The sequence below is a fragment of the Rhodococcus sp. T2V genome (assembly GCF_029269925.1).
GTDB classification, from domain to species: Bacteria; Actinomycetota; Actinomycetes; order Mycobacteriales; family Mycobacteriaceae; genus Rhodococcus_F; species Rhodococcus_F koreensis.
The window spans coordinates 99,902-115,156 of the sequence record NZ_JARJBD010000007.1; the positions used below are offsets into that span (position 1 = coordinate 99,902).

Annotated in this window: 11 protein-coding genes; 4 read left to right on the forward strand and 7 right to left on the reverse strand. The window is 68.8% G+C overall.

Annotated elements, in window-relative coordinates; all coding sequences use genetic code 11:
* Positions 1-60 precede the first annotated feature (60 nt).
* Positions 61-786, reverse strand: a complete 726-nt coding sequence (locus tag P3H15_RS09025) for an amino acid ABC transporter ATP-binding protein (RefSeq protein WP_276136895.1) — start codon at positions 784-786, stop codon at positions 61-63.
* A 4-nt stretch (positions 787-790) separates the two neighbouring features.
* On the reverse strand, positions 791-2,602 hold the full coding sequence (locus P3H15_RS09030; protein ID WP_276136896.1) for an ABC transporter substrate-binding protein/permease: 1,812 nt from the start codon (positions 2,600-2,602) through the stop codon (positions 791-793).
* Positions 2,603-2,738: 136 nt separating this feature from the next.
* Here P3H15_RS09030 and P3H15_RS09035 point away from each other — a divergent pair, with 136 nt between their 5' ends.
* From P3H15_RS09035 to P3H15_RS09045, 3 genes are read left to right on the forward strand one after another with little or no spacing between them, the layout of a single operon-like run.
* Positions 2,739-3,374 carry a TetR/AcrR family transcriptional regulator C-terminal domain-containing protein gene (locus P3H15_RS09035; protein WP_276136897.1) on the forward strand — a complete coding sequence of 212 codons (636 nt, stop codon included), beginning with the start codon at positions 2,739-2,741 and terminating at the stop codon, positions 3,372-3,374.
* Between the two features lie 20 nt (positions 3,375-3,394).
* A complete protein-coding gene (locus tag P3H15_RS09040) occupies positions 3,395-4,900 on the forward strand; it encodes a class I adenylate-forming enzyme family protein (protein WP_276136898.1) in 1,506 nt (501 codons plus the stop codon).
* A gap of 18 nt (positions 4,901-4,918) precedes the next feature.
* Positions 4,919-6,610, forward strand: coding sequence for an acyl-CoA dehydrogenase family protein (locus tag P3H15_RS09045; RefSeq protein WP_276136899.1), 1,692 nt, complete (start codon positions 4,919-4,921; stop codon positions 6,608-6,610).
* Positions 6,611-6,653: 43 nt separating this feature from the next.
* Here the strand turns inward: P3H15_RS09045 and P3H15_RS09050 are convergent, their stop codons facing one another.
* Positions 6,654-7,580 (reverse strand): DMT family transporter, encoded by a 927-nt coding sequence (locus tag P3H15_RS09050; RefSeq protein ID WP_276136900.1) that lies wholly within the window; start codon positions 7,578-7,580, stop codon positions 6,654-6,656.
* Between P3H15_RS09050 and P3H15_RS09055 the strand changes: the two genes are divergently transcribed.
* Complete coding sequence (locus P3H15_RS09055) at positions 7,579-9,000, forward strand: PLP-dependent aminotransferase family protein (protein WP_276136901.1); 1,422 nt, start codon at positions 7,579-7,581, stop codon at positions 8,998-9,000. The genes P3H15_RS09050 and P3H15_RS09055 overlap by 2 nt on opposite strands.
* Before the next feature lie 43 nt (positions 9,001-9,043).
* On the opposite strand, the gene P3H15_RS09060 is transcribed toward P3H15_RS09055, so the two are convergent.
* The 4 genes from P3H15_RS09060 to P3H15_RS09075 form a co-directional block, all read right to left on the reverse strand.
* Positions 9,044-10,309 carry a CdaR family transcriptional regulator gene (locus P3H15_RS09060; protein ID WP_276136992.1) on the reverse strand — a complete coding sequence of 422 codons (1,266 nt, stop codon included), beginning with the start codon at positions 10,307-10,309 and terminating at the stop codon, positions 9,044-9,046.
* A 44-nt stretch (positions 10,310-10,353) separates the two neighbouring features.
* Positions 10,354-11,787, reverse strand: coding sequence for an NAD(P)/FAD-dependent oxidoreductase (locus tag P3H15_RS09065; RefSeq protein ID WP_276136902.1), 1,434 nt, complete (start codon positions 11,785-11,787; stop codon positions 10,354-10,356).
* Positions 11,784-13,595, reverse strand: a complete 1,812-nt coding sequence (locus tag P3H15_RS09070) for a DUF3556 domain-containing protein (protein WP_276136903.1) — start codon at positions 13,593-13,595, stop codon at positions 11,784-11,786. The genes P3H15_RS09065 and P3H15_RS09070 overlap by 4 nt, the downstream gene beginning before the upstream one ends.
* A gap of 65 nt (positions 13,596-13,660) precedes the next feature.
* Positions 13,661-15,127 (reverse strand): class I adenylate-forming enzyme family protein, encoded by a 1,467-nt coding sequence (locus P3H15_RS09075; RefSeq protein ID WP_276136904.1) that lies wholly within the window; start codon positions 15,125-15,127, stop codon positions 13,661-13,663.
* Between the last annotated feature and the right edge of the window lie 128 nt (positions 15,128-15,255).

The window sequence follows — 15,255 nt, forward strand, 5'->3', positions numbered from 1 at the left end:
CGCCCGTGCGCGGTTAAGGAGTCTCTGGACTCGTTAACCACGCACAGGCCGCGGAGCGGCCTACAGCACCTGTGACAGGAACTGCTGCAGCCGCTCGGTTTCGGGCTTGTCGAACAGCTGGTCCGGTTTGCCGGTCTCGACGACGGCGCCGTGGTCCATGAACAGCACGGTGTCGGACACCTCGCGGGCGAAGCCCATTTCGTGGGTGACGACGACCATCGTCATGCCGCCCTTGGCGAGGTCGGCCATCAGGGCGAGGACGCCCTTCACCAGTTCGGGGTCGAGTGCCGACGTGGCCTCGTCGAAGAACATCACCTCGGGTTTCATCGCGAGGGCGCGGGCGATCGCGACGCGCTGCTGCTGCCCGCCCGACAGGTTGCCTGGGCGTGAGTCGGCCTTGTTGGCGAGGCCGACGAGTTCGAGTTGCTCGAGCGCCAGCGACCGCGCCTCGTCCTTGGACATGCCCTTGAGCTTGCGGGGGCCGAGGGCGATGTTGTCGACGACGGACTTGTGCGGGAACAGGTTGAAGTGCTGGAACACCATGCCGATGCGCTGCCGCAGCTTGTCCGGGTTGTCCTGCAGCACCGACTTGCCGTCGAGCAGGACGTCGCCCTGATCGGGTTCGTGCAGCCGGTTGAGGACCCGCAGCAGCGTGGACTTGCCGGAGCCGGACGGCCCGATGACTGTGACGGTGTCGCCGGCGTCGACGTGGAGGTCGACGCCGCGCAGCACCTGGTTGGTGCCGAACGCGAGGTGCAGGTTGGTTCCAGTGAGAGAGACGGCCATCGCCCTATCCCCTTTCCACGACGATGGACTGTTCCACCGGGTCGAGCGTGCCGGACGTGTCGGCGCGGCCGGTGCGCAGACGGTTGTCGATGTAGTTGACGAGGTGCGTCAGCGGGATGGTGAGCGCCAGGTAGAACAGGCCGGCGGCGACGAGCGGTGACAGGTTGCCGGTCTGTGCGTTGAGGTCGCGGCCGACGGCGAACAGTTCTCGCTGGCTGACGAGCAGGCCGAGGAAGTAGATCAGCGACGAGTCCTTGATCAGGGAGATGAACTGGTTCATCAGCGCGGGCAGCACCCGCCGCACACCCTGCGGGACGACGACGAGCGTCATCGACTTCCGGTAGCTGAAGCCGAGCGCCCGGGATGCCTCGAGCTGTCCGGGTTCGACGCTCTGGATCCCGGACCGGAAGATCTCACCGATGTACGCGGACGCCAGCAGCGACAGCGCGGCGGCGCCGAGCCAGTAGGGGTTGTTGCCGGTGAGTCCCTTGACGACGGGTCCGGCGCCGAGGCCGACGATGAGGATGATGACGACGGCGGGCAGACCGCGGAACACGTCCGTGTAGACGCGGGCGGGCCAGCGGAGCCAGCGGGTGCGGGAGATGCCGGCCATCGCGAGCAGCATGCCGAGGACGGTGCCGACGATGCCGGACGCCAACGCCAGGATCAGCGTGTTCGGCAGACCGGTCTTCAGCAGGTCTGGGAAGGCCCGGGTGTAGAGGTCCCAGTCGAAGAACGTGTCCTTCAGTTGCTGGAGTGTCGACTTGGGTTCGGCGACCGGGGTTTCGGTCGTGTCGTTCGCGTTCTGGGCGGCGATCGCGGCGAAGTCCGGGAGGTCGGGCGCCGGCGCCGCCTTGCTGCCCGGCTTCCAGCCCTCGGGCAGTTCGCGGGGCACCCAGTCGGAGTACAGCTGGGCCCAGGTGCCGTCGGCGATGACGGCGTCGAGCCCGGAGTTCAGTGCGTCGACGAGTGGCTGGTTCTCCTTGTTGACGGCCCAGCCCACATAGTTGTTGACGCTGAAGGTGTTCTCGACGATCGACGTGGGATCGCCGGGTGCGATGGCGCCCTCGGCCTGCTGGGACGGCGCCACCCACGCGTCGATCTGCCCGCTCTTGAGGTTGGCGTACGCGGTGGCGTAGTCGGGGAACTTGACCGGGTTCAGCTTCAGGGTGTTCACGACGTAGTCGTCCTGGACGGTGCCCTGGACGACGCCGATGCGGGTCGACGCGTTCAGGTCGTCGAAGCTCTGGATCGGTCCGCCGTTGGGAACGACGAGCGAGAAGTAGCCGAAGTCGTAGCCGTTCGTGAAGCCGACTGTGTTGCGGCGCTCGTCGGTCGTGGTGATGGACGAGGACCCGACGTCGAAGCGGCGCCCGGCGACCTGGGCGAGAAGCCCGGCGAACTCGGTGCCGACGAAGTCGACGCGTAGGCCCAGCTTGTCGGCGACGGCCCGCAGCAGTTCGTTGTCGTAGCCGGTGAACTGGTTGTCCGAGTTCACGCAGATGCTCGGCGGCGCGTCGGACAGGGTGCCGACGGTGAGCACACCCGGGGTGATGAGGTTCAGTTTCGACGTGTCGATCTGGTCGAGCGGGGTGGTCGACGGCGTCGTGTAGCGGTCCTCGGCTGCGGCGCCCGCGGCGGCGAGGTTGGTCGGGGCGGCGGTGGCCGCGCCGACTCCCGGCGGGGAACACAGATCCTGCGGCGCCGACCCCGAGGTGTCGCCGCCGCTGGAACAGGACGACAGGGTCAACGCCAGCAGGGCGGTGAGCAGTAACGCCACCACCACACGGATCTTCGCTCCGACGGAAGAAAACATGGTGAGCAGCGTAACCCTGGCAGGCGGGTTTTCCGGGCTCGGAGGACGCCTCGGGCGACGCCCGTCACTCTCCTTGTTTGTCATACAAACAAAGAGAAGTTATTGTTTGTCGTACAAACAACTTGGAGGGGTAGTCATGGCGTCGCAGACGGGCCGAGCAGCGCGCGCAGCCCGGGAGTCCGGTCGGCAGACCCGCGACGCCCTGTTCACCGCCGCCACCGAACTCTTCCTCGAACACGGCGACGGCGTCGCGATCACCCAGATCTGTGCCGCCGCCGGGGCCCACCCCAACCAGGTGACCTATTACTACGGGTCCAAGGAACGGCTCTTCGTCGAGGTGGCGTGCGCTGCCGTGCTGCGCGCAGGCAAGCGGGCCGAGGACGACGCCGCCACCGCGGAGACCGTCGGCGACTACACGGAGAAACTCGTCGGCTCCCTGCTCGGACCGGGCGCGCCCAGCGTCGAACTGTTCGTGGAAGCGATGCTCATGACGGGCCGCCGCGGCGAACTCCGCGACCTCATCACCGACACCCTCCGCACCCTGCACTCCTCGGGCGAGGACGCGCTCATCCGCACCCTGATGCGCACCGGGTGGCAACTGCGCGCCGGCATCGACGTGGAGGCGAAGGCATTCTGGTCGGCGATCTTCGGACTGGTGATCCAGAAGACCGCCACCGGCGAGAGCTTCGGCTATTCGCTCGAGGAGGCCGTCGCCGTCATCTTCGCGAACCTGCAGATTCCCGAGACCGTTCTCAATACCTCCATCGACTGACCCCCTCTTCAAGGAGCGCGATGAACATCGTTCGCGTATTCGACAGCAACGTCCGCAAGACGCCCGACAAGGCGTTTCTCCACTTCCAGGGCCGGAACCATACGTATGGTTCCGTGCGGGACGGCAGCCGCCACGCCGCGGCGCTCCTGCGGAAACTGGGGGTCGGGCGCGGTGACCGCGTCGCCCTCATGTGCTTCAACACCCCCGGCTTCGTCTACGCCATGCTCGGCGCCTGGCGCATCGGCGCGGTGGTGGTACCGGTCAACCACAAGATGCAGGCGCCCGAGGTCGACTACATCCTGCGGCACGCGCACGTGACGGTGTGCGTATTCGACGGCGAACTCGCGCCCGTGATCGAGCGGTTGCAGACGCCGGTGGTGCTGCTGTCCACCGACACCGCGGTGGACGGGTACCCCTTCTTCGACGACGCGATCGCGGACCTCGACCCGATCGACGGCATCGACATCGACGAGAACGACCCGGCCGAAATCCTCTACACGTCCGGCACCACCGGCGCACCCAAGGGCTGCGTCCACAGCCACCGCAACGTGGTGCGCGTCGCGACCACGGCGGCGCTCGGCCTGTCCATCACCCGCGACGAGCGGCTGCTGATGGCCGTCCCGATCTGGCACGCGTCCCCGCTCAACAACTGGCTGATGGCCACGCTGTACATGGGCGGCACCGTGGTGCTCCTACGCGAGTACCACCCGGTCCGGTTCCTGGAAGCGGTTCAGCAGCAACGCATCACGTTGTGTTTCGGGCCGACCGTCATCTACACCACGGCGCTGAACACGGTCCCCGACTTCGCCGCCTACGACCTGTCGAGTGTCCGGGCCTGGCTGTACGGCGGCGGGCCGATCGGCGCGGACGTGGCCCGCAGGCTCGTCGAGTCGTACCGGACCACCCGCTTCTACCAGGTGTACGGGATGACGGAGACCGGTCCCGTGGGGGCCGTGCTGTATCCGGAGGAGCAGCTGACCAAGGCCGGCTCCATCGGCCGGGTCGCGCTCGCCGGCGTCGACATGCGCCTGGCCGGACCCGGCGGCGCCGATGTGCCCGCCGGGGGGATCGGCGAGATCTGGGTGCGCACCGACACCGTGATGCAGGGCTACCTCGACGACCCCGACGCCACCGCGGCCGTGTTCGCCGACGACGGCTGGTACCGCACCGGCGATCTCGCCCGCACGGACGACGACGGTTACCTCTTCATCGTCGACCGCGCGAAAGACATGATCATCACCGGCGGCGAGAACGTCTATTCCAAGGAAGTGGAGGACGCCATCTCCGGCCACCCCGACGTCATCGACGTCGCCGTCGTGGGGCGCCCGCACCCAGAGTGGGGCGAGACCGTCGTCGCGCACGTCGTGTGGCGCGAAGCGGATGTCGTGGGAGCCGACGACCTCCGCGACTATCTGTCGGACAAGCTGGCGCGCTACAAGATTCCCCGCGACTACGTGTTCGCCACCGTGCTGCCCCGCACTCCCACCGGCAAGATTCAGAAGCACCTGATCCGCACCGCGAGCTGACTCACGAAAGACAGTGCCATGACTACCTTTTCAGAAACGAACGTCACCCATCCCGCACCCCACCGGACGCACACCGTGCTCAACCAGTCGGTGCCCCGCGTCGGCGTCAACGAGTTCACACTCGACACGGTGCTGTCCGAAGGCGTGCGCCGCCACGACGCCGATTGGGCCACTGCGGAACTCACCGATATCGGTGGGCTCGTCGGTAGCGCCACGTTCCAGCACGACGCCGAACTCGCCAACACGATCATCCCCGAACTGAAGACGTTCGACCGCTGGGGCAACCGGATCGACGAGGTCGAGTACCACCCGTCCTACCATCGGATCATCTCCGCGGCCGTCGCACACGGCGCGCACACGTCGGCCTGGGCCGATCCGAAGCCCGGCGCGAACGTCGCTCGCGCAGCCGCATTCATGCTGTTCGCGCAGATCGAGCCGGGCCACTCCTGCCCGATCTCGATGACCAACGCCGTCATTCCGTCCCTCGAACTGCAACCCGACGTCGCCGCGACCTGGAAGCCACGCGCCCTGTCCCGCAGCTACACCCCGGAACTCGACGCACCGGGCAAGGCGTCCGCGATCTTCGGCATGTCGATGACGGAGAAGCAGGGCGGCTCCGACGTCCGCGCCAACACCACCGTCGCGAAACCCGCCGGGCGTGGCGGTCCCGGCGCCGACTACCTTCTCACCGGTCACAAGTGGTTCTGCTCCGCACCGATGTCCGACGCGTTCCTCGTACTCGCACAGGCGGAAGGTGCGGGTGGCGAAGGGCTCTCGTGTTTCCTGCTGCCGCGCATCCTCCCGGACGGCACCCGCAACGTCTTCCGCATCCAGCGCCTGAAGAACAAGCTCGGCAACAAGTCCAACGCGTCGTCCGAGATCGAACTCGACGGCACCGTCGGCGTCATGGTCGGCGAACCCGGTCGCGGCGTCCGCACCATCATCGAGATGGTCGCGCGCACCCGCCTCGACTGCGTGCTCGGCAGCGCGTCGGGGATGCGGCAGTCCGTCGCCGAGGCCGTGTGGCACGCCCGGCACCGCTCGGCGTTCGGTGCCGTCCTGGCCGACCAGCCCGCCATGACGTCGGTGCTCGCCGACCTCGCGCTCGAGTCCGAGGCGGCCACCGTCACCGCCCTGCGACTCGCCCGCGCCCACGACGAGGACGCGAGTGAGCAGGAACGCAGCTTCCGCCGTCTCGCGACCGCCGTCGCGAAGTACTGGATCTGCAAGCGCGGCCCGCACCACGCGTACGAGGCGCTGGAATGCCTGGGCGGCAACGGGTACACCGAGGACTTCCCGCTCGCCCGCCGCTACCGCGAACAGCCCGTCATGGCCGTCTGGGAGGGGTCGGGGAACGTCATCGCCCTCGACGTCCTGCGCGCGATGACCCGCGAACCCGACAGCGTCGCCGCGTTCGACGCGGAGGTGAACCTGGCCCGCGGCAGCAACGTGGTGCTGGACGCTCACCTCGACCGGGTCCGTACGCAACTCGGCGAGCTCGCCGGACTCGACCCCGCCGACGCCCAACGTCGCGCCCGCACCGTCGTCGAATCGATGGCCCTCGCGCTGCAGGCGTCGCTGCTCACCCGGTTCTCGCCCGCCGCCGTCGCGGACGCGTTCGTCGACGCCCGCCTCGGCCCCGACCGCAGCCACGAATACGGCACCCTCGCCCCGGCCGCCGACCTGCAGGCGATCCTCCGTCGCGCGTAGGCGGCTCCGCCGCCCGTGCGTGGTTGACGAGTCTCTGGACTCCTTAACCGCGCACGGGCGCGAAGCGCACTCGGACGGCGGTCCCCGCGGCGACGATCACGGCCACGCTGCCGACGATGGTGGCCCAGGTGAGTTGTTCACCCAGCAGCAGGGCCGCCCAGGAGATGGTCAACACGGGTTGGACCAGCTGGACTTGACTGACCTGCGCCATCGGCCCGATCGCGAGCCCGCGATACCAGGCGAAGAAGCCGAGGTACATGCTCACCACGCCCAGGTACGCGAATGCCGCCCACTCGGTCGGTGACCCGGTCGGCGGCTGCCGGATCGCCGAAACGACTGTCAGGACGACCATCAGCGGCGCGGCGCCCACCAGAGCCCAGGATATCGTCTGCCATGCACCGAGTTCGCGGGCGAGGAGGCCGCCCTCGGCGTATCCGATCGCGGCAGCGATGACGGCGCCGAACAGCAAAAGATCCGCCCAGTGCAACCGACCGACCCCGCCGCCCTGCAGGGATGCGAACACGACACACGCCACGGCGCCCACCCCGGCCATGATCCAAAACGACAGCGGCGGACGCTCTTTGCTCCGGACGACGGCCGCGACCGCCGTCGCCGCCGGCAGCAGCGCGATGACGACGGCACTGTGAATGGCAGGCGCGGTCGTCAGGGCGAAGGACGTGAGAAACGGAAAGCCGACGACGACTCCACCCCCCACTACGGCGAGACGCGCCCACTGCGCACCCCGCGGCAAGCGCTGCCGGGTCAGGGTCAGAGCCGCCGCCGCGAGGAACGCCGCGAGCACTGCCCTGCCCGATCCGATGAACAGCGGCGACAGCCCGCCCACCGCCACCCGAGTGAACGGCACCGTGAACGAGAACGCCGCCACTCCGAGCAGGCCCCACCCCAGACCGGCACGAGAAGGCGATATCACTGTTGCGCGAATAAGAGTAGCGCTACTATCTATCGTCATGATCAACGATAGCAGTACGCGCATCGTCGCGGCACTGGGCAAGTGGATCGGCCAGGCGCCACCCGGGGCGCGGCTCCCATCGACCCGTGCGCTGGTCGCCGAATACGCGGCAAGTCCGGTGACCGTGCAGAAGGCCCTGCGCACCCTCACCGCGCAGGGGTTGATCGAGAGCAGGCCCGGCGTCGGCACGTTCGTTCGCGCCATTCGGACGGCACGGCCGCTCGACTACGGATGGCAGACTGCTGCTCTCCGATCCCCGCAGAACCGCCTGCCGTCGTCGTCGACTCCGATGCGCCGGGCCCCCAACGATGCGATCGCGTTGCACGCCGGCTATCCGGATCGCGAACTCCTACCGGAGCGCCTGATCCGATCCGCGCTGACCCGGGCCGCGCGCAGCGACGCCGCGCTGTCGCCCTCTCCCGCCGCGGGCCTACCGGAGCTGCAGTCGTGGTTCGCCAATGAGCTCGGCCGCTCGACACCGGTCGGCGTCACGCCGCCCACGGCGAGCGACGTCATCGTGTTGCCGGGAAGTCAGAGCGGGCTCAGCTCGGTCTTCCGGGCCCTGGTTCCGGTCGGACAGCCGTTGCTGCTGGAGTCGCCCACCTACTGGGGGGCGATCCTGGCCGCGGCCCAGGCGGGAGTGCGCGTCGTCCCCGTCCCCAGCGGACCCGACGGTCCCGACCCGGACGAGCTGGCCCGAGCGTTCGAGGAGACCGGCGCCCGGGTGTTCTACGCTCAACCGAACTATGCCAACCCCACCGGTGCGCAATGGTCGAACCAGTTGTCCGAGAACATCTTGGAGGTGGTCCGGGCACACGGGGCCTTCCTCGTCGAAGACGACTGGGCCCACGATTTCGGGATCGACACCGACTCCAGCCCCGTTGCCGCGCACGATGACGCCGGCCACGTGATCTACCTTCGCTCGCTGACCAAGAGCGTGTCACCGTCCATCCGCATCGCCGCGGTCATCGCCCGCGGACCGGCCGGGGACCGCATCCTCGCCGACCGCGGCGCCGCGTCGATGTATGTCAGCGGACTCCTCCAGGCCGCGGCACTCGACGTCGTCACCCAGCCCGGATGGCAGACCCACCTGCGCAATCTCCGGCACCAACTCCGAGCGCGGCGCGACCTGCTCGTCACCAGCCTGCGCGAGCACGTCCCCGGCGCCCACCTCACCACCGTGCCCAAAGGCGGACTCAACCTCTGGGTGCGCCTGCCCGACGCAACGAACCTCCCGAAACTCGTCGCAGACTGCGAAGCCTCGGGAGTGCTCATCGCCGCCGGCTCCGAGTGGTTCCCCGCCGAACCCGCCGGTCCGTTCATCCGGCTCAACTACTCCGGCACCAACCCCGGCGCCTTCCCCGAGGGTGCGCGCGTGATCGGCGACAAACTCGCGGCTCCGCCGCCCGTGCGTGGTTAACGAGTCCAGAGACTCCTTTCCCACTCACAGGCGGCGAAGCCGCCTACCGCAGGACCGTCGGGCCCAGGAACTCGCACACCTGCAGGGCGAGTGCGAGATCCAGTTTGCTGTGCGTGCCGGTGGCGGGATCGCCGAGTGCCTTGGTGATGCGGTATTTGACGGTGTTGCGGTGCAGGTTCATCTGCTGCGCGGTGTGGAGGTGGCTCTCGCCGGTCGCGAAGTAGGTGCTCAGCGTGGCCCGCAAGGTCGCGGCCTGGTCGGTGTTCTCCGCGAGCGGGCCGAGGACCTCCCACACCCACGCCCGGGTGGAGTCCAGGTTCTCGGCGAGGAGGGACACGACGGCGACGCCGCGGTCGCCGAAACCGACGATCGGCCGGACCTGGGTGTGGGGCACGGTGGCGACGGAGTACGCGGCCCGAGCCTGTTCGTGCGACCTCCGGAATCCGGCGATCCCGGGCGCGGGCAGGCCGATCGCGGTCCGGATGCCCGGCTTCGACGGCAGGGCGGCGGCGAGTTCGGTGGTGTCGAGAACGGGCTTGCGGCGACCGAAAGGGAGCCAGGCCCAGAGGGTTCGGCGGTCGATGGCGGTGACAATGGGCGCGGAGTCGGTGGCGAGGTGACGAGCGAGGTCGCGCACGTAGTGGTCGAGGGCGTTGAGGCTCGCCTCGGTGTCGGCTCCGGTGGACCACAGGATCATCGCGACGTGCGTCTGGTCGAGCCGGTACTGCGTCTCGGCCTCGAACGCGGATCCGTCGTTCCCGGTCCCGGTGAGGAGGGTGTGAATGGTCGACGAGTGCACGTTGCCGCGGGCACCCAGCCACCGCCGCCGTTCCTGCTCGTAGGCGTCGAACACGTACAGCGTGATCCAGTCGATGTAGCTGTACACGACCTCCGAGATATGTTTGAGCACCGCGAGAGTCAGCGGTCCGGGCAGGTCGAGGGAGCTGACCTCGTCGTAGCAGATCTTCATCAGATCGTCCTGGCCCATGTGATACGCGCGCACCAGCGAGTTCGACGACACGTCGCGTTGCGCCAACCGCAGTGCGTACTCCACGGCGGCGGTGGTGGGCTGGAGATGGTCGACGGGAATGTCGTTGGCCAGGACGTGGACGATCGTCGAGACGTTGCCGTGCACACTGGCCTCGAGCAGTTCGACGAGCTGCGGGTCCTCGTCGAGTTGGTCGATCTCGTGCGCGAGCAGCGCGCTCATCGCGCGGGTGATCTCCGCCTGCCGCGCATCGAGTTTCCGTGCGATGCCGGCCACGATGTCGAGGACCTCGGCCTCCGCCATCGCCGGCACCCGTGCCATCCGGCGCCGGGCACCGGCGCGGCGGTCGCCGGGGGCGGGACTGCTCACAGCACGTCCCCTCCGGCGCGGCGCAGGTAGCGCAGCGCGGACTGGGCGGCGTTGTACCCGCACATGCCGTGCGCGCCGGCGCCGGGCGGCGCGGACGCCGAGCACAGGTAGGTGCCCGGGATCCCGGTGCTGTACGGGTCGAGGGCGATCCGGGGGCGCAGTACCACCTGGGTTTCGGTGTTGGCGCCGCCGATGATGTCGCCGCCGACGTAGTTCGCGTTCGACGCGGCCAACTGCACGGGACCACTGCTGACGGTGGCGACGACGCGGTCCCGGAAACCGGGGGCGAACCGTTCGATCTGCGTGATCACCGCCTCGGTCGCGTCCCCGGTGTATCCGTGCGGGACATGGGCGTACGCGTACAGCGGGTGCAGGTTCCCGTTCGACCGGCCGGGGTCGGCGACATACTGCTGTCCGACGAGGACGAACGGCCGCCGCGGCATCCGGCCCGTCGCGACGTCGCGTTCGGACTCGGCGATCTCCGCGAAAGTTCCACCCAGGTGCACGGTTCCGGCGCGACCGCAGGCGGGGTCGGTCCACGGCACCCCGCCGTCGACGGCGAAGTCGACCTTGAACGCGGCCGGTCCGTGCCGGTACCGGCGGTAGGCCTTGGCGACCCGCGGCGGCAGCCGGTCGCCGAGGATGTCGGCGGCGGCGGACGGCGCGAGGTCGAGGAGGACGACGTCCGCCGGGGGAATGTCCCGCGCGCTGCGGACCCGGGTGCCGGTGGTGATCTTGCCGCCCCAGTCGGTGAGCATTGCGGCGAGCGCGGCGGTGATCGACTGCGACCCGCCCTCGGCGACCGGCCAGCCGTAGCGGTGCCCGGCGGCGACGATCATCAACCCGACCGCGGACGTCGCGGGCCGGTCGAGGCGGTAGTACGCGTGCGCGGCGACGCCGCCGAACAGTGCGCGAGCCTTCTCGGTGCGCCACCAGCGGGCCGTGACGGTGGCCGGCAACAGGGCGCGCGGGCCGAAGCTCGCGAGCTTGATCGGGTGCCGGGGGATGTTCGCGATCGGGCGCATGAGGTCGGCGGCGAGGTCGTCGAAGCCGTCGGCGAGTCCGCCGAACATCCGCTGCCAGCGTGTTCCGTCGTCGCCCAGGCCGGCGGCGGTGTCCTCGACGGAGCGGTGCAGCAGCCCGGCGTCGCCGGTGTCGAGGGGGTGCGCGCAGTCGATGTCCGGCCATTTCCAGGTCAGCCCGAATCGTTCGAGGTCGAGGGTCCGCAGGTACGGCGACCCGGCGCCCATCGGGTGGAACGCGGAGCACTCGTCGTGCAGCAGTCCGGGGACGGTGAGTTCGCCGGAGCGGGTGCCGCCGCCGATGGTGTCGGCGGCCTCGAGGACTTGGACGTCGACGCCGTGCCGGGCGAGGTGGACCGCGGCGGCGAGCCCGTTGGGCCCGCTGCCGACCACGACCGCGGTGGTCACGGCCGCACCGCCACGTTCGACTTCGGCAACTCGCTCTCCCGCTCCTCGACGTCTCCCTCCAGTCTCCACTGCACGTCGAACGGAATGGGCCCGTTCGGCAGCCACGGCTGCTCGTTGATCGCGTCGGACACCTTGTACGTTCCCCGCTCGATGACTCCGAGCGCCGCGTCGATCACCTTGTACTCCTGGATGCCCTTGTGGATGGGCTGCGATTCGATCCAGGCGATCACGAATTCGCCGGGCGCGAAGTTGCAGCGCCGCTGGAGTGCGGCGATCAGGAACTCGTTGTGCAGGTGGCCGTCACCGAAGTTGAACGCCACCAGGGAGTTACAGCTGAACTCGGCCTCCCGCAGCGAGTACGTGTCGATGTCGTCGCCGAGATGGTTCATCAGCAGCGAGTACAACGCACGGCCCTGGCTGTGCATCGACCGCCAGCCGAGCAGTTGGTGCATCACCACGTCCGCGACCTCCGGCGGGTAGGTGGCGAGCAACTGGGTGCGGGTGTTCTGGCTGGGCCGCTTCACGAATCGGTCGAGCTTCTCCTCGGCGCCCGGCGCGAACGCCCAGGTGGCCGACGCCCAGTTGCCGGCGTACTGGCGCATCGACGGCAGGAACGAGACGAGGTCGGGGCGCAGGTTGCCGAGGATCGGGAAGAACACCAGCGCGGCGACGATCGCCGCGGTCAGCCACACCGACGACATGTCGGCGATGCCGTACCCGTCCCAGGCGGGGAATCCGACGAACAGGAAGATCGACGCGTAGGCGAACAGCAGATTCCATTCGAGCGGAACCGCGAGCGGGAACGTGGACAGGATGAACAGGTGGAACGCCACCATCAACGCGACCGCGAGCAGCGTCAGCGTGCGGTTGGTGGAGAACAGCAGCACCAGAGGGGTCACCACCTCCACGACCGTGCCGAGCACGTGGGCGACACCACCGGCGACGATCGACGGTCGCAGGTCCTCGGGGAAACTGCGGTAGTGGGCGCGCTTGACCTTCTTGAACGGCATCCACGGGGTGTTGGACAGCATCGGCGGCACCACCATCGAGAAATGGTGGCCCAGCTTGGACACACCGGCGCCGACCCACACCGCCACGATGAGCAGCTTGAGCGCGATGATCATGTCCACGAACGGCAGGACGCCGAAGAAGACGACGGCCGGGAAGTACTGCTCGCCGCGGGCGGCGATGAAGATGACCTTGTCCCGCAGCCCGATCACGATGAGCAGTGCGATCAGCGGCAACAGAAGGGTGGGGTTCACCAGGCCGTGGTTGCCGGGCAGCACCGCGTCGATGGACGGGGTGTGCACCCCGGCGAACCCGAGCGCGAGCACGATGTTGATCAGAATCGCGGCGTAGATCAGGACGTCGAACACGGTGCGGGTGTCCCCGGAGGTGAGCGGTACCTTCCCCGGCCACGGTGGGAGCCGGATGGTGCCGGGTCGCAGCCAGAACAGGGCGCCACCCATCATCGGCTTGAAGTGGCCGGCGAGCGGACCCCAGGAACCGCCCAGGCCGATCGTCTCGACCAGCAGGGTCCACAGGATCAGCTTCTGGTACACGATCGGTGCGTTCCACCACGCGCCGACGTCGAGCACGTTGTACCCGGAGGTGAACGTCGCGATCGACAGTCCGGCGCCGATGTAGAGGACGAGCAATTTCAGAATGTAGATGGTGTGCACCATCTTCGGGGTCCCGAAGCCGTAGTCGACCCAATGCGTCGACATGGCGCGCAGGCGGTCGCGGAACGGGAGGTCGAGGAAGGTGGCGGGGTCGACTTCGGGGAAGTTCCCGGTCTTGAATCCCATGGGGGGCTCCTTGCGGGTAGGGGTCATCGCCTCGGGTGGCGCCCGAGGTCTGGGGTGGTGCTGGATCAGTTGACGGCGGCGGGCCGGTGGCGGCTGCGCAGACCGGGCTTGTCGATCTTGCCGACGGGGTTGCGGGGCAAGGCGTCGACGATGTGAATGGCCACGGGCAGTTTGACTTTCGTCAGCCGGTCGCGCAGATGGTCGTCGAGCTGATCGTCGGTGACCGGGCTGTCGGGGTAGGCAACGACGTAGGCGACCGGGACCTCGCCGTACACCTCGTGCGGGGCGCCGATCACGGCGGCCTCGAGGACGTCGTCGTGGGTGGCGAGTGCGTTCTCGATCTCCTTGGGGTAGATGTTCTCTCCGCCGCGGATGATCATGTCCTTGATGCGGTCGACGAGGGTGAGGTAGCCGTCCTCGTCGAGACGTCCGACGTCGCCGGTGTGCAGCCAGCCGTCGACGACCGTGCGTTCGGTTTCCTCGGGCCGTCCGAGGTAGCCGCGCATCACGTTCGCGCCCCGGATCACCACCTCACCGACGGTCCCCACCGGTGCCGGTGCGCCGGACTCGTCGACGATCGCGATGGTCTGACCCGGCAGTGCGGGGCCGACCGTGCCCAGCTTGCGGACACCGCCCGGCGGGTTGCACGCCGACGCGCACGTCCCCTCCGTCAGCCCGTAGCCCTCGACGATGACGAGCCCGAAACGCTGCTCGGCGCGGTCGAGGAGTTCCTTCGAGATCGGGGCGGCCCCGCACACCGCGAACCGCAGCGACGAGAGGTCGGTGGCGGCGTCCTGGGAGACCAGCAGGGCGTAGATGGTCGGGACGGCGGAGAAGTACGTCGGGCGCAGGCGGGCGACGTCGTCGAAGAACCGGGCCGGGGAGAACCGTCCGGTCACGCTCAGCTGACCGCCGGCCAGCATCGGCGCAAGGAAGCTGACGCAAATCGCGTTGACGTGGAACAGCGGCAGGATCAGCAGGCAATGGTCGTCGGCGGTGAGCGAGAAGTGCTGCACCATCGACGAGCTCATGAACTGCAGATTCTCGTGGGTGAGCATCACACCCTTGGGGCGCCCCGTCGAACCGGACGTATAGATCAGCAGGGCGAGGTCGCCGGCGCCGGCGGTCGGGCCCGACGCCCAGTCGGGGTCGGGGGTGGCCGCCATGTCGTCGACGGCGATCGTCGGCCGTCCGCCGGTGGGTGCGTCCGGTCCCTCGTTGACGACGAGAACCGCGGCGGCGTCCTCGATCTGATACTCGGCCTCCGTCGCGGTGAAGGTGGGATTGACCGGGGTCGCGGCCGCCCCGATCCGCCAGGCCGCCATGAGGGCGACGAGCAGTTCGGCGCGGTTGGGCAGCATGATCGCGACGACGTCACCGCGACCGACGCCCTGCCCGGACAACTGTGCGGCGAACGCGTCGACCCGCTCCGCGAACTGCCGGTAGGTCAGGTCGAGGCGGTCGTCGCGCAGGCACGGCGCATCTCCGCGCTGCGCGGCGAGGTCCCAAGCGAAATAGCCGATGTGCGACACGATTTCGTCCGCCCTTTCGTTGTAGTGTGATTCACGACACTATCGACGGGTTCGGGGGTGAGAAACGGTCTCGGGGGCTCGAGTTCGGACGCTGCGTTGTCGGTTGAGCACAACCGCGGGCGGCGGGG

Excerpts from the sequence above, each read along its gene's own strand:
- P3H15_RS09055 (WP_276136901.1), top strand. The coding sequence starts at position 7,579 with ATGATCAACGATAGCAGTACGCGCATCGTCGCGGCACTGGGCAAGTGG.
- P3H15_RS09035 (WP_276136897.1), top strand. The coding sequence starts at position 2,739 with ATGGCGTCGCAGACGGGCCGAGCAGCGCGCGCAGCCCGGGAGTCCGGT.
- P3H15_RS09050 (WP_276136900.1), bottom strand. The coding sequence starts at position 7,580 with ATGACGATAGATAGTAGCGCTACTCTTATTCGCGCAACAGTGATATCG.
- P3H15_RS09040 (WP_276136898.1), top strand. The coding sequence starts at position 3,395 with ATGAACATCGTTCGCGTATTCGACAGCAACGTCCGCAAGACGCCCGAC.
- P3H15_RS09070 (WP_276136903.1), bottom strand. The coding sequence starts at position 13,595 with ATGGGATTCAAGACCGGGAACTTCCCCGAAGTCGACCCCGCCACCTTC.
- P3H15_RS09030 (WP_276136896.1), bottom strand. The coding sequence starts at position 2,602 with ATGTTTTCTTCCGTCGGAGCGAAGATCCGTGTGGTGGTGGCGTTACTG.
- P3H15_RS09025 (WP_276136895.1), bottom strand. The coding sequence starts at position 786 with ATGGCCGTCTCTCTCACTGGAACCAACCTGCACCTCGCGTTCGGCACC.
- P3H15_RS09045 (WP_276136899.1), top strand. The coding sequence starts at position 4,919 with ATGACTACCTTTTCAGAAACGAACGTCACCCATCCCGCACCCCACCGG.
- P3H15_RS09060 (WP_276136992.1), bottom strand. The coding sequence starts at position 10,309 with ATGGCACGGGTGCCGGCGATGGCGGAGGCCGAGGTCCTCGACATCGTG.